The 18,797-nt window shown below is 61.5% G+C and carries 16 protein-coding genes; all 16 read right to left on the bottom strand.

Annotated features, from left to right (window positions below; translation table 11 throughout):
* Positions 1 to 4: 4 nt before the first annotated feature.
* A complete protein-coding gene (locus DLD99_RS08375; protein ID WP_085710450.1) occupies positions 5 to 931 on the bottom strand; it encodes a ketoacyl-ACP synthase III in 927 nt (308 codons plus the stop codon).
* 226 nt (positions 932 to 1,157) lie between these two features.
* On the bottom strand, positions 1,158 to 2,210 hold the full coding sequence (gene pseI / locus DLD99_RS08370) for a pseudaminic acid synthase (protein ID WP_114881887.1): 1,053 nt from the start codon (positions 2,208 to 2,210) through the stop codon (positions 1,158 to 1,160).
* Positions 2,207 to 3,709, bottom strand: coding sequence for a UDP-2,4-diacetamido-2,4,6-trideoxy-beta-L-altropyranose hydrolase (gene pseG, locus DLD99_RS08365; RefSeq protein ID WP_114881886.1), 1,503 nt, complete (start codon positions 3,707 to 3,709; stop codon positions 2,207 to 2,209). Before pseG ends, pseI begins: the two co-directional genes overlap by 4 nt.
* A complete protein-coding gene (pseF, locus tag DLD99_RS08360) occupies positions 3,706 to 4,401 on the bottom strand; it encodes a pseudaminic acid cytidylyltransferase (RefSeq protein WP_114881885.1) in 696 nt (231 codons plus the stop codon). Before pseF ends, pseG begins: the two co-directional genes overlap by 4 nt.
* Positions 4,398 to 5,018, bottom strand: a complete 621-nt coding sequence (locus DLD99_RS08355; RefSeq protein WP_085710445.1) for a pseudaminic acid biosynthesis-associated methylase — start codon at positions 5,016 to 5,018, stop codon at positions 4,398 to 4,400. The genes pseF and DLD99_RS08355 overlap by 4 nt, the downstream gene beginning before the upstream one ends.
* Positions 5,019 to 5,049: 31 nt before the next feature.
* Entirely contained in the window at positions 5,050 to 6,207 is a 1,158-nt protein-coding gene (gene pseC, locus DLD99_RS08350) for a UDP-4-amino-4,6-dideoxy-N-acetyl-beta-L-altrosamine transaminase (protein WP_114881884.1), read from the bottom strand.
* The gene (gene pseB, locus DLD99_RS08345; protein WP_114881883.1) at positions 6,204 to 7,205 is read right to left on the bottom strand and encodes a UDP-N-acetylglucosamine 4,6-dehydratase (inverting); all 1,002 of its coding nucleotides are present in this window, start codon (positions 7,203 to 7,205) and stop codon (positions 6,204 to 6,206) included. The genes pseC and pseB overlap by 4 nt, the downstream gene beginning before the upstream one ends.
* Before the next feature lie 30 nt (positions 7,206 to 7,235).
* Complete coding sequence (locus DLD99_RS08340) at positions 7,236 to 10,151, bottom strand: TIGR00180 family glycosyltransferase (RefSeq protein WP_114881882.1); 2,916 nt, start codon at positions 10,149 to 10,151, stop codon at positions 7,236 to 7,238.
* Between the two features lie 54 nt (positions 10,152 to 10,205).
* A complete protein-coding gene (locus DLD99_RS08335; protein WP_064378606.1) occupies positions 10,206 to 10,943 on the bottom strand; it encodes a cephalosporin hydroxylase family protein in 738 nt (245 codons plus the stop codon).
* A gap of 17 nt (positions 10,944 to 10,960) precedes the next feature.
* On the bottom strand, positions 10,961 to 12,034 hold the full coding sequence (locus tag DLD99_RS08330) for a class I SAM-dependent methyltransferase (protein WP_085710440.1): 1,074 nt from the start codon (positions 12,032 to 12,034) through the stop codon (positions 10,961 to 10,963).
* Positions 12,031 to 12,882 (bottom strand): NAD-dependent epimerase/dehydratase family protein, encoded by an 852-nt coding sequence (locus DLD99_RS08325; RefSeq protein ID WP_114881881.1) that lies wholly within the window; start codon positions 12,880 to 12,882, stop codon positions 12,031 to 12,033. The genes DLD99_RS08330 and DLD99_RS08325 overlap by 4 nt, the downstream gene beginning before the upstream one ends.
* On the bottom strand, positions 12,879 to 14,105 hold the full coding sequence (locus DLD99_RS08320) for a class I SAM-dependent methyltransferase (RefSeq protein ID WP_114881880.1): 1,227 nt from the start codon (positions 14,103 to 14,105) through the stop codon (positions 12,879 to 12,881). Before DLD99_RS08320 ends, DLD99_RS08325 begins: the two co-directional genes overlap by 4 nt.
* A complete protein-coding gene (rfbC, locus tag DLD99_RS08315) occupies positions 14,102 to 14,662 on the bottom strand; it encodes a dTDP-4-dehydrorhamnose 3,5-epimerase (protein WP_085710436.1) in 561 nt (186 codons plus the stop codon). Before rfbC ends, DLD99_RS08320 begins: the two co-directional genes overlap by 4 nt.
* Positions 14,659 to 15,741: a CDP-glucose 4,6-dehydratase gene (gene rfbG, locus DLD99_RS08310; protein WP_114881879.1), complete on the bottom strand. Its 1,083-nt coding sequence runs from the start codon at positions 15,739 to 15,741 to the stop codon at positions 14,659 to 14,661. Before rfbG ends, rfbC begins: the two co-directional genes overlap by 4 nt.
* A complete protein-coding gene (rfbF, locus tag DLD99_RS08305; RefSeq protein WP_114881878.1) occupies positions 15,723 to 16,496 on the bottom strand; it encodes a glucose-1-phosphate cytidylyltransferase in 774 nt (257 codons plus the stop codon). Before rfbF ends, rfbG begins: the two co-directional genes overlap by 19 nt.
* Before the next feature lie 247 nt (positions 16,497 to 16,743).
* On the bottom strand, positions 16,744 to 18,729 hold the full coding sequence (locus DLD99_RS08300; protein WP_114881877.1) for a calcium-binding protein: 1,986 nt from the start codon (positions 18,727 to 18,729) through the stop codon (positions 16,744 to 16,746).
* Positions 18,730 to 18,797 lie beyond the last annotated feature (68 nt).

The following is an 18,797-nucleotide window of genomic DNA, read 5'->3' as shown; positions in this document are numbered from 1 at the left end:
GGGTTCAAGGACGATAGATAATCGCCGAACCCCACGAAAGACCGACGCCGAAACCGCTGAGCGCCACTCGGTTCCAGCTGGAATCCAGCGCGTGCTTCTCCAGCAGCAGCGGAATGCTCGACGACACGGTATTGCCGGTCTCGACCATGTCCTTGATGAACTTCTCCGGCTCGCCTTCGAAGCGCCGCGCCACGGCATCGACAATCGCCGCGCTGCCCTGGTGAATGCAGAATGCATCAATGTCATCGGCGTTGAGGCCGGAATCGTCGAGCAACTCATGCAAGTGCGCCGGGACTTTCAACAATGCAAAGTTGAACACCTGACGACCGTTCATGAAGAACACGCCATCGGTGACTTTCAGGTGCGGTGCACCCGAACCGTCGGTGCCGAATTTGGCCTTGCCCAGCGCCCAGACCGGGTCTTCACCCATCCAGGTCGCGGTGGCGGCGTCGCCGAACAGCATGGTGGTGTTGCGGTCTTCCGGGTCGACGATTTTCGAATACGGGTCGGCAGTGATCAGCAAACCGTTCTTCAGGCCGGCGGCTTCCATGAAGCCCTTGATCGCGTAGATGCCGTAAACGTAACCGGAGCAACCCAGGGAAATGTCGAACGCGGCGACATTGGTCGGCAGACCGAGCTTGTCCTGCACGATCGCTGCCGTATGCGGCAGGCCTTCTTCGTCACCGTTCTGGGTCACGACGATCAACGCATCGATGGATTCACGTTTCAGCTCAGGATTGCTGGCAAACAGCGCATTGGCCGCTTCAACGCACAGATCGGAAGTTTCCTGTTCTGCGTCTTTGCGTGGCAGGAAGGCCGAACCGATCTTGCCGAGGATGAATTCTTCATCCTTCTCGAATTTTGCACCTTGTGCGTAATTGTCCACGCCGGCTACAGGAACGTAGCTCGCAATGCTTTTTATGCCAATCATTACGGCTTCCCAATAATAAACAGCCCAATACCACCGCTCGCAAGGATTTCGAGGGGCGCCGACAAACAGAAAACGGCCGCCACAACGGGCAGCCACGGGGAGCGCAAAGGGCTATCACTGCAACCGATAACGGGCCAGGCGCCATCTCCCCGGTCAATACAATACAGTGAAGATGCGCGTTATGACTCGCAGGTCACGCTATTTTGCCGAATCGGTGCAGATCGGGTTATTCGACCAGCGACCAGTCCAGCGGCGTGCCGCGTTTGATCGGCGCGCGCGCGCGGCGGCCGAGGATGGCGTCGGTGTGCTTGGGCGGCAGACCGAGACCGGGACGAATGGCACGCAGATTGGCCGCCGTGAAGGGTTCACCGGCCGCCATGTCGGCCGTGACGTACAGCGACCGACGGTAGACCAGGGACTTTTTCTCAGCCTCGGTCACGCCATAATGCACCTGGCCCATGGCCTGCCAGGCGCGCTCGGTTTCGACCACCAGGCTGGCCATTTCCGCGGGCTCCAGCGAGAAACTCGCGTCCACCCCGCCCGCCGCGCGGTCGAGGGTGAAGTGCTTTTCAACCACCGTAGCCCCGAGCGCCACAGCGGCCACCGACACACCAACGCCCATCGAATGATCGGACAGCCCCACCTGACAACCGAACAGCTCTCGCAGATGCGGGATCGTGCGCACATTGCTGTTGAGCGGCGTCGCCGGGTAAGTGCTGGTGCACTTGAGCAGCACCAGATCCTTGCACCCGGCTTCACGGGCCGCGCGCACGGTTTCGTCGAGCTCGGCGATGCTGGCCATGCCGGTGGAAATGATCAGCGGCTTGCCGGTCGCCGCGACGCGACGAATCAGCGGCAGATCCGTGTTTTCGAAGCTGGCGATCTTGTAGGCCGGCACGTCGAGGCTCTCGAGAAAGTCCACGGCGCTGTCATCGAACGGCGTCGAAAACGCGAGCATGCCCAGCTCCTTGGCCCGGGCGAAGATCGGGGCGTGCCATTCCCACGGCGTGTGGGCCTTTTCGTACAGATCGTACAGCGACGTGCCGGCCCACAGGCTGTTCGGATCCTTGATGAAGAATTCGCCTTCCGCCAGATCCAGCGTCATGGTTTCAGCGGTGTAGGTTTGCAGCTTCAAGGCATGGGCACCGGCCTTGGCCGCCGCCTCGACAATCTGCAGGGCGACGTCCAGCGACTGGTTATGGTTGCCGCTCATTTCAGCAATGATGAATGGCGGTGCGTCGGCACCGATCAGGCGATCGCCAATCTTGAAACTGTTCATGAACGGTGTTCCTTCAAATCCTTGGTGAACGCGCAGGCACTTTGGGTGAACCCGGCGTCACGAAATACATTCAATGAGGCCTGATTGGCCGGCAAGACCTGTGCGCTGATCGCGGTCAATTGCGGCCAGTGCGTCGTGACGAACGCCTCGCCCCGCGTCAGCAGCGCCCTGCCCCAGCCGAGACCGAATCGCCCCTCCAGCAGATACAGCGAAACCTCGGCCTCGAAACCGCGCAGATCGTAGCGCAACACACCGACCGGGCCGTCATCGGCCTCGGCGATCAACAACAGCCGTTGAGGATTGCGCAGACTGGCGTTCAACCAGTCCAGATGCTGCGACCATTCGATCACGCCGCTCTTCACTGACCAGCGCTGCACGGCGTCGGCATTGCGCCCGTCGAACAAAACCTGCGCATCGTCCAGCGTCACTGCACGCAACTTGAGCACCGCACCGGCCAGTGCCGCCGCGACACGCAGCGCGCCGCGTCCGTCGACCAGTTGCCGTGAACGCTCGGCCAGGCTCTGCCGCAAATAAAAATTGTCGACGACAAAACCGATGGCATCACGCAGTTGCTCGACGCTCACCTGCTCCCGGGCGCCCATGAACACATGAGCCCCGGCCGCCGCCATCACCTCGCCGTTGGCCTGCTGGTTGTTCGACACGGCAATGCAGATCGTCGGCAGGCCCAAGGCCGCGCGCTCCCAACTGGTGCCACCACCGGCGCCGATGAACAGATCGGCTTCGGTCATGCGTCGATGAAAGTCACTGACAAAACTGTGCAGGCGCCAGTTCGGCCGCAGCTCGGCCAGTGCCTGCATTTCTGCCCATGCCGGGTTGTCGGCACCGGCGACAAAGTCCACTTCAAGCCCGGAAAAATCCGCCAGCGCCAGCATCGCGTGATGGGTCTGCCGGGCAGCGTCGAAGCCGCCGAAATTCACCAGCACCCGCCGCGCCACGGGTTTGATCTCGATGGCCGGGCCGCTGAACTCTTCGCGCAGCATGGCAAAGCGCGGGCCGAGCAACGTCCGGCAGCCGGCCGGCAGCAGCGGCTGATAGTTTTCACTGAGGCCGGAGAGGTTCTGATTGAGCAGCAGATCCACGCTGTAGCGACGGGTCGCCAGATCGTCCACGGCGGCGATCCGTGGCGCGAAGCGCCGGGCGGCGGTCTGCCAGTGATGATCGAGGCCGTAATGGTCGGCGATGACCCAGTCGAATTCGGCCTGTCCCTCCAGCTGCGTCGCCAGCGCATCGATATCCGCCTGCCACGGCAGCATCGATTCGATGGCCTGCTCCGGATCTTCACCGGCGTAGCGATCCGGCAACGCGAACGTCTCGAAGCCTTCACTCTGCAACGCATCGAGCCGATGCCCCGGCAAGCGCCGACAGGCAAACGCCACGTGACTGCCCTGGGCGCGCAACACTCGCGCCAGCGTCAGGCATCGGGCGATATGGCCGCTGCCGATGGTCGGCGAGGCGTCGGCGCGGATCAGTACTCTCATTGCAGCTCTCCGCCGGCCTTGAGTGCCGCGTAGAGATACTCGGCGCGTTTCCAGTCTTCAGCGGTGTCGATGTCCTGCACCAGATGCCGGGGCAGAATCACCGGCAGGCTGGCCGGCGAATACAGCACCTCGCCACGCAACCAGGCCTCGCTGCGACCCCAGTAGAACTGGCCGGCATCCTGAAAGGCGGCCGGCAGATCCTGCGAACGGGTATTGCGAAACTCGGGGTACATCGCCGTCAGCGCACCCTGACAGTCGAGGGTCAAGGCACGCTGTACCGGAAAGCCAAAATCGGTGACCGAAAAAGCAAAGGACTTGTCGGGATGCTGCTCCAGCAACTCGAGCCCCTGACGCAGGAACCGCGCCTGCAACAACGGCGCCGTGGCGTACACGCAACAGGCGTAATCAAAGTGCGGCAATTGCTGCAAGGCATGCACGATCACCGCCGCCGTACCGGTGAAGTCATCGGCCAACTGCGCCGGACGCAAGAACGGTACCTGCACACCATGAGCCTGTGCCAGCTCGGCAATCTCCTCGTCATCGGTGCTGACCACCACCTGGTCGAACAACCCCGAATCCAGTGCCGTGCGAATCGAACGGGCAATCATCGGCACACCGTCGAACGGTTTGAGGTTCTTGCGCGGAATGCGTTTGCTTCCGCCACGGGCCGGGATGATTGCGACGTTGCTCAAGGGCGTTTTTCCAGCAGGAACCAGGTGACGTCATCCAGCGGGAATTGCGGATCGCGGTGATAACCGAAGCCGTAATCCAGCAGTTGCAGATCCGGATAGCGATCGAGCATTTCCCCGGCGAAATCGCGCTTGAACAACTTGCCGCTGTTGCCGCGATAGGACACTTCCACCGGCGACGGATTGTAGTATTCGGCGATCAGAATGTAGCGCTGGCTCAGTTCGTACAACTGCGCATAAGCGGTCGGCAACAGCTCCGGGGCCAGATGAATCAGCACGCCTTTGCTGAGCGTCAGGTCGTATTGGCGCTCCCGGGGAAAGTCGAACAGCGATCCGTGCCAGATCTGCGCAATGTCCAGCGCCCGGGCCTGGGCACAAGCGCTGGCGTTGATTTCGACACCGAACAGTTCGCAGCGCGGCAACAACTGACGCAACGCCTGCAAGTTGTTGCCGGCGTTGGTGCCCAATTCCAGCAGGCTGTCGATCCGCCCGGCCCGGGTCAGTGCCTTGGCGAACAACGCCAGGTTGGCGGCCACCAGCGGTTGCCCGACGTTGCGGTCGACGTACTGGTTACCGAATTCGCCCTGCCAGAATTGTTCCTGTTCGCTCAGATCACGCATTGCCGTTTTCCATCCACCGCCGCAGCGGCACTCATTCAGTCAATCGACGCAATTGCTCGACCACGTAATCCTGTTGCTGATCGCTCAGCAACGGAAACAGCGGCAGGCTGATCGCTTCGGCGTAATAACGCTCGGCCTCGGGAAAGTCTCCCTCGGCGAAACCCAGTTCACGATAGTACGGCTGCAGATGCACCGGAATGTAGTGCAGGTTCACGCCGATGCCGGCGGCGCGCAAGCCTTCGAACACCTGACGGTGGCTGAGGCTGATGCGATCGGTCTGCAAGCGCACCACGTAAAGGTGCCAGGCCGATTCGGCGTCCGGCTGGATGCCCGGCACGGTAACCGGCAAATACGCCAGCAAACGCTCGTAACGTGCGGCGAGCTCCCGGCGACGGGCGATGAAGTCGTCCAGCTTGCTCAGCTGTGACAGGCCCAGCGCCGCTTGCAGGTCGGTGATCCGATAATTGAAACCCAGCCCGACCTGCTGGTAATACCACGGCCCGTGACTGGGCTCGGTCATCTGCTGCGGATCGCGGGTCATGCCGTGGCTGCGCAGGCGTTGCAAACGCTCGGCCAGTTCCGGACGATTGGTCAGCACCATGCCGCCTTCGCCGCTGGTAACGATCTTCACCGGGTGGAAGCTGAACACCGTCATCGCCGCGAATTCACCGCAGCCCACCGGACGCCCGGCGTAGCTGGCGCCAACCGCGTGGGAGGCGTCTTCGATCACGGTGAAGTTGTAGCGCTCGGCCAGTTCGGCGATTCGCCGCATGTCGCAGCTCTGCCCGGAGAACGCCACCGCCACCAACACTTTGGGCAAGGTGCCGTCGCGTTCGGCAGCGTCGAGTTTGCTGGCCAGAACTTCGGCATCGAGGTTCCAGGTCAGCGGATCGATGTCCACGAAATCAACGTCGGCGCCGCAGTAACGACCGCAGTTGGCCGACGCGAGAAAGGTGTTCGGCGTGGTCCACAAACGGTCGCCCGCTCCCAGTCCTGCGGCCAGGCAGGCAATGTGCAACGCCGCCGTGGCGTTGCACACCGCGACCGCGAAATCCGCCTGGCAACGCTCGGCCATCGCCTGCTCGAAGCGCTCGATGGTCGGGCCTTGAGTGAGCCAGTCGGACTGCAACACCTCGACCACCGCGTCGATGTCCGCCTGGTCGAGGCTTTGCCGACCGTAGGGGATCATACCGACAGCTTCGCGTGCAGGTCGGCGATCTGCCCCACCGACAGGAAGTGCGGGTTGGTGTCGGAGCGGTACTCAAAGTCCTCACCCACCGGCCGCCCGTGCTCGCCGAGTTTATCGACGGCAAAATCGACATCGACGCTGGTGAAGCGGATCGAAGGCTGGATCGTATAGTGATCTTCGAACTCCAGGGTCATCCGCGCATCGTCCAGCGGCACCATCAGTTCGTGCAGCTTCTCGCCCGGACGGATGCCGACGTTCTTGTGCGGCAGATGTTCGGCCATTCCCCGCGCGAGATCGACAATGCGGATCGACGGGATCTTCGGCACGAACACTTCACCGCCGTGCATCCGTGCAAAGCTGTCGAGGACGAATTGCACGCCGTGATCGAGGGTGATCCAGAAACGGGTCATGCGCTCGTCGGTGATCGGCAGCTCTGTCGCGCCATCGACAATCAGCTGGCTGAAAAACGGCACCACCGAGCCGCGCGAACCCGCCACGTTGCCGTAGCGCACCACGGCAAAACGCGTCTGTTGCTCACCGGCAATGTTGTTGGCGGCGACGAACAACTTGTCCGACAGCAACTTGGTGGCACCGTACAGGTTGATCGGGCTCGCCGCCTTGTCGGTGGACAGCGCGACGACTTTCTTCACGCCGTTGTCGATGGCGGCGGCGATGATGTTCTCCGCGCCATTGACGTTGGTACGGATGCATTCGGTCGGGTTGTACTCCGCCGCCGGCACCTGCTTCAACGCCGCGGCATGCACCACGTAATCGATGCCGCGCATGGCCTGGCGCAGACGCTCGGCGTCGCGCACATCACCGAGGAAGTAACGCATGCACGGCGCGTTGAACGTCTGCTGCATTTCGTATTGTTTGAGTTCATCCCGGGAGAACACCACCACGCGCTTGGGCTGGTATTGCTCCAGCAGGCGCGCAATGAATTTGCGCCCGAAGGAGCCGGTGCCACCGGAGATGAAAATCGATTTTCCGTTGAACATGTCTTGAGTCCTGTTCTCTATGCGCCAGACCTAGGCGATCAGTTGCGCCCAGTTCAGCGAAGCGCTGTCGTTCAGAACAAAGCCTTTGCCACTCAGACTCAGGTTCGCGTTGTAAGCCTGATCCTGGGCGAAAGCTGCGGCCCATTTTTCCTGCAGCGCAGCCAGTGCCTGGATTGCCGGGGTCGTTTCGGCCTGATGAATGACTTGCACCGATGGCGTCCAGACGGTGAGGAAACCAGCCTGAGCGGCTTTCAGACACAGATCGACATCGCTGAAACCCTGGGAGAACGTGCCGGTGTCCAGACCGTCCACCCCCTCGAACAGTTCTTTGCGCACCATCAGGCACACGCTCGAAACCGCCGAGTAGTTCTGATCCACGGACAACCGGTACAGATAACCCTCGGCATCGTGTTTCTCGCCAACGAATGCCGAGCCGACGCCACCGTTCATGCCAAGAATCAGACCGGCCTGGCTGATCTTGCCGTCACGGTCCACCAGTTTCGGACCGACCACGCCGACTTCCGGACGCAGGGCGTGGTTGAGCAACGAGTCGAGCCAGTTCGGGTTGACCACTTCCGCGTCGGCAGCCAGCAATACCAGATACTCGCCCTGCGCCTGCTGGCTGGCGGCGTTGTACAACGCCGGCACGCTCAGCGACTGATCGACGCGCAGCACCCGGACTTTCGGATGCTGATAGGTGCCGAGCCAGTCATTGACTTGCGCCGACTGCGCGCCCGTGGTGGCGACCAGAATTTCGTACTTTTGATACCGGGTGCGCAGCTGCACCCCCTCCAGGCAGCGTTGCAGGGCCGGCAGATCGTCGCCGGCCGGCACAATGACCGACACCAGAGGGCGATCGCTGTGGTGATAGTCGATCTGGTAAATGCCCGGCACGGACGACGTGACCTTGGCCTTGTAGCCACGGTTACCCAGATGACGCAGCAGGGCCAGGCGCTCGTGAGCATTTTCTTCCATCACCGGCGCCTGGGTGATCAGCAGCGGCTCATCGAGATGGGCCAGACTGTTGAGGCCATCCTGCTCGATGATGCGCAGCAGCAAGTCGAATTCCAGCGCCTTGCTGAAGTCCGCCGAATAACCGCCGGCCTCGACCAGCGCATCGCGACGAATCAACCAGTGACGCGCCATCATCGCCGGCAGGCTCAGCAGCAGATCCAGGTTGAAGCCCGGACGGAATACGTCCACCAGAGCACCGTTTTCTGCGCGCTGGACTTCGTCGGTGGACACGGCACGGCAATCGCCGGCATTCATCAGCTCCAGGCTGGCGCGCAACAGACCGCTGGCGGTGAACTCATCCCCAGCTTGCGCCAGAAGAACCCAGTCGCATGGCGACTGGCGGGCACTCTGGTTGAGCTTGTCGACCAGGTTGCCTGGCGTCACGCGGACAAAGTGCAGCGTGTTCTGGGCAGTGGTCGCCGCCGGCGCTTCACCGGTGGTGAACACGACGATCCTGAACGCCTTGCACTGACCTTCGAGCAAGCTGTCGAGACTGATTTGCAGTTTGTCGATGTCGTTGTCCAGATCCAGCAGGAAAATCCCGAACTGCGGGCCTCCGCCATTGACGGCCAGATGTTCGGTAATGGCTTCGAGCTGTCCGGCTTGCGGCTGGCGCGAATCCAGCCACTTGAGCAGTCGGCCGGACTGCATGGCGTCGAACGTGCGATGGTGATCGTCTGTCGTCAACGCATCGAGGCGGGCCATCCAGTCGAGCATTTTCTGCACTTCTTCGTTTTCGCCCGCTTGCTCCAGTTGCGCCACCAGACGCTGGTTAACGGTACGGTTGAAGGCATTCAGGTCGTGCGCCTGCCACAGACGTTCCAGCACACTTTCCGGCGTATCGTTATTGCGCGCCTGAAGCAGGTGCGCCTGACGCGTCCATACACCTTCAAGACCTTGCAATTGAACGCGGCCGGCCGGCATTGCGTGCAGCATGAATTCGAACTGCTCGAGCCGGTCGAAGAAGGCCTGGTTGTAGAACGGCATTTCCACATACTGCAACGGCCCGAAACGACGGTCCGGCACCTTGAGCACCTGATTCCAGGTGGACTGGACAATCAGTTCCGCCGTCAGCGCCCGGCCGCTTTGCAGGCTGTCGACCATGGCCTCGAAGCTTTGCAGGGCGAATGTCTTGCCCTGCTGTGCATCCAGGCCTTCGATGGCGGTAGGCAACCCGGCGAGGAATTCGGCGAAGGCTTCGCGTTCGGCCACTGATTTGGCGTCGGCGTACGTCAGCGAGTGGTACACCTCGGTGCTGTGCTCGGAGTTGCCGTAGTTGATCTCGCGCACCACATACGGAATCGGCAGGATCCGCGCCTTGGCACTGGCCAGCAGGAAGTACACGTGGCCGATTTCCTGCCACTGGAAACTGGTGCCTGGCGGCAATGCCGAATGCCAGGTCTTCATCAGGTCAGTACGGGTCACCGCGTAGAACGGCGGGATGTACTGGCTCATGTAATCGATGACCCGGTCCTGGGCCTTCTCGGACGAATAATCTTCCATGACTTTCTTGTCGCGGCGGTAGTAGCTCACATCACCGGCCAGCGACAGGTACATCAGGCAATAGCCGTGGCACATGCCGTAATCCTGGTTCGCTTGCAGGAAGCTCACCGACTCGGCCAGCGAGTCATGCAGGATGAAGTCGTCGTCGGCCGCCAGCACCATGTACGGCGTGGTCAGTTGCTCGACACCGTAGGCGAGCTTGGCCTGCATGCCCCAATAGGCGAACTGCGGCACGTGATGGTAATCGACCGCAGAGAAGTCACCTTCCGGGCGCTCGGGTGTGGAGTCCAGCACCATGATCTTGCAGGGCAAGCTGCTGTAATACTTCACCGCCCGACGCAGGAACGCCGGACGATTGTGAGTAATCAGCACCACGGTCAACAGCTCATTGAGCGGCAGCGCTTGTTCAGAACTGTACTTGCCTTGCATAACCTCTCCCCACAACCGGCAATTTGCCAAAATGACGCTTTGTTGATTTGCGAATTAACGAACGCGACGCAGGTAACCGTCCGGCGCCACGGTGATCAGCAGCTTGTTCTGCAACTGAACGTCGATTTCGAAATCCTTGTTCTCTTCCAGGTATTTCCACACGGCGGTCTTCGGGTTGTCGCCCGGGCCCCATGGACGATCCGGGAAGAAGTCGGCCGGCATGTCTTCAACCACGGTGTCCATCACCACACAGTAGCTGTCCACCGAAACCAGTGGTGCATAGAGACGCAACTCTTCAAGCACGTGGTCATGGGTGTGGTTGGAGTCGAGCACCAGAATGACTTTCTTGCCTTCGGCAGCGGCGCGAACCTGAGCGGCGATGGCCGGGTCGATGCTCGAACCTTCGATCATCTTGATGCGCTTGCTCATCGGGTGGCTTTCGATGGCTTCACGGTTGTGGGCACGGATGTCGAGGTCGATGCCCAGCACTTCGCCGTGACCTTGCAGTTCCAGCAGGGATGCGTAGTAGATGATCGAACCGCCGTGGGCGATGCCGCACTCGATGACCAGGTCAGGCTTCACCTGCCAGATGATTTCCTGCATCGCCATCATGTCTTGCGGCAGCTGGATGATCGGACGGCCCATCCACGAGAAGTGGTAGCTGTACTTGTGCTTGGCCGATTCGTTGAAGAAGTCACGGGCCAGGCCGGTGAGTTTCTGGTCGTCACCCTGCTGGGCGATCTGCTCGCGGCATTCGGCTTCGAAAGCTTTGTTGATGCTGTTGTCGGTCATTTTCAAAATCTCAAGGGTCACTGGAACGAAGCGCTGTCGACGGCGTGATAGACGTAACGTCCACCGGTCATCCGCTTGATCTCTTCGAGGTAATTGGAATTCATCACAAACAGGTTGGCGCCTTCGGGCAAGGCATCCATCGCCTCTTGCGGCGAGGACACCCGGGCGCCGCTCAGGGGCAGGTAACGCCCCTGCTTGGCCGGGTTGATATCGACCACGCGATCCACCGCCACACCGGCCCGCTGCAGGAACAGCGAATAGATCACGCCTTTGGACGACGCGCCCCAGATCGCCGAACCCTGCTCGGGTGCGCTCTGGATGATCTGTACCGCGCGCTCAAGGCTGGCGGTGAAGTCGTCCGGCAACGCCAGGCGCGGCACCGGCTGTTCCGGGGTCAGACGCAGTGTGGCGAGGTCGGCGACGATGTACAGGTATTGGCCACCGAACAGGTGGCCGGCCTCGTGCACGGTGCCGAACATCCGGCGCAGGTCATCGAGGCGGAAGTAATTGACGTGCTCGTAGAACAGGTCGAACCAGGCGCGGTGTTCGAGGATCCAGTCAAAGCACGGCACCTCAATGTAGATCTGCCCACCGCCCTGATTGGCCTCGGCGATCACCGCCAGAAAACCCAGCGGATCCTGGATGTGTTCCAGCACATGACGCAGCACGATGGCGTCCGCTTCCAGGCCCAGACCCCGGGTGAACGGCGCCTTGATCACGTCGGCGTTCTCGCCTTCATAGGCCGGATCGATGCCGGTGATGCGGTAGCCCAGACCTTTGAGCAACTCGAGGAAATAGCCTTTGCCGCAGCCGACTTCTATCAGTTCCTGACCCTTGAAGTGCCGGGCAATGATGCCCTCGACATCGCTCAGGTGCTTCTGGAACTGGCCGGAATGCGCCTGCTCGTTCTGATAGTCGGCGTCGTAGCTGAGCTTGTCGGCGTCGAACGCCGCGTTGAAGATCAGACCGCTGCGCTCATCCTGCACCAGCAGCATGTCGGCGCTGGCCGATGCCTTCGCCGATTCGGGATCGGCAAAGGTGCGGTTCTGCAGCACCGGCAGGTCGGTGACCCGATACAACTCGTGCCTCATTGCATCTCTCCCAATAACTGTTGCAAGCGCTCGGTCACCGCCCAGAACGCCAGCGGTTCGTGGGTCGGATACGGGTAGTGGCCGAGGTTCAGGTCGATGGTCGCGCCGCGCTCGCGTACGCGCTGTTCGACCAGCGCCCGCACCGAAACCGGCTGGCCGCTGGCGCAGTTGATCGTGCCGTCGAAATCGCGTTTGTGCAGGATCGCAGCGAGATGACCGGCAGCGGTTTCAATCGCCAGAAAATCCCGCAGCTGTTCACCGGCCGACATGTTGAACGTCGCATCGCCGGCATCGATTGCCCGGTCCAGCGCCGCCAGCAGACTGTTGGGGTTTTGCCCCGCGCCGTGCAGATAAAACAGTCGCGCCCATTGCAAGGTGAACGGATGTTCCTGCTGCAGATTTTGCAAAAACAGATGCAGCGTGTGCTTGGCCAGACCGTAGGGATTGGCCGGCTGCGCGTCGTTCTGTTCGCTCAGCGGGCCACTCTGCATGCCGTATTCGAAGCAGGTGCCAGTCACCAGCACCTGCTTGATGCCCGCCTCTATCACGCCTTTGATGAAGCGGTAGTCGGCCATCAGGTTGTGCTCGAAATGGAACAGCGCCCGATAGTTCGGCAATCCCGGCCAGGCCAGGTGCGCGAGCGCATCGACGCCTTCGGTCAGCGCGCCGATGCCCAGATCCGCTGCGTGAATATCCGCGCTGACGAACTCGACGTCATTGATCCACGGCATGCCCGCAGCTTTCTGTGCATCACGCGCAACCGCCCGCACCGTGCAGCCACGGTTCAGCAATGCCGCGACCAGATGGCGACCGACGAAGCCGGTGGCTCCGGTGACCAGAACCTTCACAGCACGCTCAACTCAGGTACGGCGATCACGAAGCGGCCGTCCCACTGACGTACCTGGGCCAGTTGCTGACTGACTTCATGCAGCAGGTTCCATGGCAGCACCAGCACGTAGTCCGGTTTTTCGATATCGATCTGCGCGGGTGCCACGATCGGAATGCGACTGCCCGGCAGGAACTTGCCCTGCTTGTGCGGGTTGGCGTCGGCGACCCAGGCCAGCAGATCCGGTTTAACCCCGGCGTAGTTGAGCAAGGTGTTGCCCTTGGCGGCGGCGCCGTAGCCGACCACACGCTTGCCATCGGCCTTGGCCTGCAACAGGAAGCGCAGCAAATCATGCTTGATGCGTTCGGCGGCCGGCGCCAGCGTGGCGTAGTACTCGGGGGTTTTCACCCCGGCGTCGAGTTCGGCCTGCAACTGCTGTTGCACCGCTGGCTGCACGGTGCGGCGTTCACCGTCCTTGCGCTGCACGAACACTCGCAAGGAGCCGCCGTGAGTGCTCAGCTGGCTGACGTCGAACACTTCCAGGCCATTGCGCTCGCACAACGTCTGCACAGCGGTCAGGGACAGGTAGGAATAGTGTTCGTGATACAGCGTGTCGAACTGCGCACCCGCCATCAGCGTCAGCAGTTGCGGGAATTCGAAAGTGGCGACGCCGGTCGGCTTGAGCAGCGCGGCAAAACCGCCGAGGAAGTCATTGATGTCCGGCACGTGGGCCAGCACGTTGTTGGCCGCCATCAGGTCGGCGGCCCAGCCTTCGCTTTTCAACTGCGCGGCGGTGTCGCGACCGAAGAACAGCTCACGAATCTCCAGGCCTTTTTCCCGCGCTGCCTGCGCGGTGCTGCGGGTCGGCTCGACGCCCAGGCACGGGATGCCGCGACCGGCGACGTATTGCAGCAGGTAGCCGTCATTGGCGGCGATCTCAACAACGCGGCTGTCAGGGGTGAGGCCGAAGCGCTCGACCATCTCCGCCACATAACGCTCGGCATGGGCCAGCCAGGTGCTGGAGAACGAACTGAAATAGGCGTACTCGGCGTCGAACAGGCTGTCGGCGCTGGTGTAATCCTCAGTCTGCACCAGCCAGCATTGCTGGCACACGGCGACCTTCAGCGGCACCCATTGCTCGGCCTGTTCCAGACGATCGGCATGCACGTAGGCGTTGGACGGTGGCGAGGTGCCGAGGTCGATCAGCGGCAGGCTCAGCGGTGCGGCGCACCCACGGCAGTTCATAGACGCACTCCAGCAAAGTGTTGATCGAGCGCGGGATGGCTGGAATCACGCGCTGACAAATTATTGACAGGCAACGGCCAGGCAATCGCCAGCCGTGGATCGTTCACCGACAGCCCGCCCTCGTGCTCCGGCGCGTAATCGGCGCTGTGCAGGTAAAGCAGCTCGGCATCGTCGGTGAGGGTCTGGAAACCGTGGGCGAAACCGGCGGGGATCAGCAGGCTGCGACCATCGCCGGCCTTCAGGTGCTCGGCGTGCCAGTGCAGGAAGGTTTCCGAGTCCGGGCGCAAATCCACCGCCACGTCCCACACTTCACCGCGCAGGCAGGTGATCAGCTTGGCTTCCGGGGCGTTGGCATTCTGGTAATGCAGACCGCGCACGCTGCCCTTTTCACGGGTGCAGGAATGGTTGATCTGGCGGATGTGAAATTCGCTGCCGAACGCTTTCAGGCTGCCCTCGCAGAACAGCCGGGCGAAGTGCCCACGCTGATCTTCGAAGCGCTTGTGCTGGACGCTGAACAGCCCGGCCAGCGGTAACTGTTTCAAGGAAAACTCGCTCACAGCGCGCCCCGGTACAGGTTCAGTTGGCCGAGGGTCACGGTGCGCATGTCGTCGCCGTTCTGCCACGCCAGGTGCCAGTCGAGGGTCTGGGTCAGGCATTGCTGCAACGACCAGCGCGGTTGCCAGCCCAGCACCTGACGGGCGCGGCTGCTGTCCAGGCGCAGCAGGCCGGCCTCGTGCAGCTCGCTCGGTTCGATGCGCAGACCACGGGCCTGAGGCCAGCGGTTGGCGAGCAGTTCGACCACTTCGCCGACGCTGCACATGTCCGCTTCGCCCGGGCCGAAGTTCCACGCCCCGGCGTATTCCGGACCTTCTTCGTAAAGCCCGGCGGCCAGTTGCAGGTAGCCGGCCAGCGGCTCCAGCGCGTGTTGCCATGGGCGCACGGCTTGCGGGTAGCGCAGGGTCACCGGTTCGTCTGCGGACCAGGCTTTCAGTACATCGGGAATCAGCCGCTCAGGGGCGAAATCGCCGCCGCCCAACACGTTGCCGGCGCGCGCGGTGGCCAGAGCCAGACCGTGCTCGGCGAACTTGTCGGCCGGGAAGAACGACGCCGCGTAAGACTGCGCCAGCAACTCGCAGCACGCCTTGCTGCTGCTGTAAGGGTCATGGCCACCGAGGGCTTCGTCTTCGCGGTACGGCCACAGCCATTCCTTGTTGGCGTAGACCTTGTCGGTGGTCACCAGCACACAGGCCCGTACGCAACCGACCTGACGAATCGCTTCGAGCAGGTTCAGGGTGCCCATGACGTTGCTGGAGTAGGTGCCGAGCGGATCGCGATAACCTTCGCGCACCAGCGGCTGGGCTGCCAGGTGCAGGACGATCTCCGGTTCGGTGTCGGCGATGATCTCGAGCAAGGCGCCGAGGTCACGCAGGTCGCCGCGCTGATCGTCGATGCCTTCGTGCACCCGCGCCAGTTCGAACAGGCTCGGCTCCGTCGAAGGATCGAGGGAGAAACCACTGACTTGCGCGCCGAGGCTTTGCAGCCACAGGGTCAGCCAGCTGCCCTTGAAACCGGTGTGACCGGTGACCAGAACCCGCTTGCCGCGCCAGAATTCAGGACTCAGACCCATTGCTTCCATGGGGCCTCCCCGCTCTGCCACAGCGCTTCGAGATGGTTCTTGTCACGCAGGGTGTCCATCGGATGCCAGAAGCCTTCGTGCTCGAAGGCTTTCAGTTGTTCGTCCTGGGCCAGTCGAGCCAAAGGCTCCGCTTCCCAGGTGGTTTCGTCGCCGGCGATGTACGACAGCACTTTCGGCGACAACACGAAGAAACCGCCATTGATCCAGCCGCCGTCACCGCGCGGTTTTTCGGTGAAACCGAGGACCTGATCGCCATGCCGTTCGAGGGCGCCGTAGCGGCCTGGTGGCTGTACGGCAGTGACGGTGGCCAGACGGCCGTGGCCTTTGTGGTAGTCCACCAGTTGCGCAATGTTGATGTCGGAGACGCCGTCACCATAGGTGAAGCAGAACGCCTCTTCATCCTTGAGGTAACGGCCGGCACGCAGCAGACGGCCACCGGTCATGGTTTCCTCGCCGGTGTCGATCAGGGTGACGCTCCACGGCTCGCTGTAGTTCTGGTGCACGTCCATGCGGTTGTTGCGCATGTCGAACGTGACGTCGGAGGTGTGCAGGAAGTAGTTGGCGAAGAAGTCCTTGATCGCGTAGCCCTTGTAGCCGAGGCAGATCACGAAGTCGTGGATTCCGTGGGCGGAATACTGCTTCATGATGTGCCAGAGAATTGGCTTGCCGCCGATCTCGATCATCGGCTTGGGCTTGAGGTGCGACTCTTCACTGATGCGCGTGCCGAGGCCACCCGCCAAAATAACTGCCTTCATCGTCTCCCCTCTTCTACGTCACAGGGCTCGGCCTCGCTGTTGCAGGCCTTTGCGGCTGAACCTTTGCCAGTCCGGGCGCAGGTGAATGACCGTGAGCGCTCGTTTTATGGCGATTTGAGGGGGACTTGCAGGAAACGCGCCAGCTCCGCCAGCCCTGTGTCGGCAAGGAAATGCAGGCATGAAAAAAGGGATGAAGCCGTTGCCGGACTCATCCCTTTCTCAGGCTCGTTTCAGCGGATCGAATGGATCAGCCAAACATCGCAAACCCGTCGACCGTCGCCGGCAGGTCGTAGACCTGGCCGTCGGCCGTCTGCAGGTGCTCGATGTTGTTGTAACCGGCGTACCAGCCCTGCAGCTTCACGCCGCTGGACGGAACACCAACACTGCCGTCGTTGGCGCTGTGCAGATAGGCATCATCACCGATGCGAGTGACGTTCAGCTGACTGAGATTGGCGACGGTGTTCAGGATCAGCGTGTCGTTGAGATCCCAGCCTTCATCCTGGATCGTCACCAGCCCGGTGGTGTTCACGATATAGGTGTCATCCCCCATACCACCGAACGCGACGCCGCCAGTGCCGGACTGACCCACAAGGTTGAGAACCAGCAGGTCATTACCGCTGCCACCGAACAACAGATAGTTGCTGCCGGTGCCGGTCAGCACGTCATTGCCATCATCACCGAAGGCACTGCCGCTGTTGACCGTGACGGTGTCATCGCCCTGGTCTCCATGGGCCACTGTGCCCAGGTCATTCACGGCACTGACGATGACGTCATCACCCGAACCGCCAGACAGCGTGTCGGCTTGTGCGACATCGCCGTCGAGACCGGATTTCAGTCCGCCATAGATATGATCGTTGCCATCGTCACCGACAATCTGGTCATCGCCCGTCCCGCCTTCAAGGATGTTGTCGTCCGAATTTCCTTGCAGCGAATCGTTGTACTTGCTGCCGCGCAGGCCTTCAATATCAATGTAGGTGTCGTAAAGCGCGATGCCGCTTTGCGGCCCCCAGTTAAGAGAAGCGCTCAACCCTTCGCTGCTGTCGTCATAGCTGACGATGTCGATACCGGCCCCGCCTTCAAAGCGGTCACCGCCCGCGCCACCCAACAGGACGTCATTGCCGGCGCCCGAAACGATGACGTTGTTCCCGTCATTGCCGTAGCCGGTGAAGTCCGCCGTGCCGGTGTAGGTCATGTTTTCAATGAACGGATCCATGTGCATCGACGACAGGCTGGTGTACACGTGGTCGGTACCACCAAAGAGGTCCGTCTCGACGATGCTCACACCGGCGCTGTTGATGATGTACACATCGTCGCCTCTTCCGCCTTCCAGCGTCACGCCCGCGACGTTGGCGGTGAATCGGTCATCGAACGACGTCCCGATGACTTTCTCGACGTTCAGCAACGTGACATCCGGACCTGCTTGCTGACCGATGCCGATACTGACGCCATCAAAGGAGTGACGGTAGCTCACGGTGTCGTAGCCATCGGCGCCATCCACGATCATGGCGTTATCGAGCAGATACACCACGTCGTCGAAATTCGATCCCTGAATCGCCTCGATGCCGGTGAAGGTGTCGCCAGCGGCGATGGTCAATGCGTCGTAGTTCTCGAAGTCCTGGACTCTCACACCCTCGAGGCTGTCGGAATAGCTGACAGTATCGAAGCCTTCGCCTCCCACAAAGTGATCAGCGCCGGCGCCACCCCACAGCCAGTCGTTGCCGGCACCGCCGATGATTTCATTGTCGCTGGCATTGCCGTAGCCCTTGAAATCGCCCGTGCCGGTAAAGGTCAGCTTCTCGATGAACGGGTCCATCTTGATGGTGTTGAGGCTGGTGCGCAGCTCGTCGTAACCGAGATGGTTTTCCTCGATGATCGTCACGCCCTCGCTGCCAACGATATACACATCGTCACCGGCACTGCCTTCCAGCGTCACGCCGGCCACATTGCTGGTGAAGGTGTCATTTTGAAAGGTGCCGAAGACCTTCTCCACGCCGACCAGCGTATCGACCTTGCCATCAGCGGCAGTGACAGTCGTCGAAGCACTGTTGAACTCGACGTTCACGCCCGAGGACAAGGCGTAATAATTCGCCGTATCAAACCCTTCCCCGCCATCCAGCAGATCATTGCCGGCGCTTGCCAGCAACACATCATCCGACTCCAGTCCATAGAGTTGGTCATCACCGTCGGTGCCCAACAGGACATCCGCATCACTCGTTCCATTCACTACTGCCATTTGCTTCTTCCTTGCATGGTTGAAAACAGCGTTCACCTTTCAGGCTTCAGACACACCTGCAATCGCGC

The organism is Pseudomonas kribbensis (genome assembly GCF_003352185.1).
GTDB lineage: Bacteria > Pseudomonadota > Gammaproteobacteria > Pseudomonadales > Pseudomonadaceae > Aquipseudomonas > Aquipseudomonas kribbensis.
Note: the sequence above shows the minus strand (reverse complement) of the source record. Positions and strands in the feature narration are given on the sequence as shown.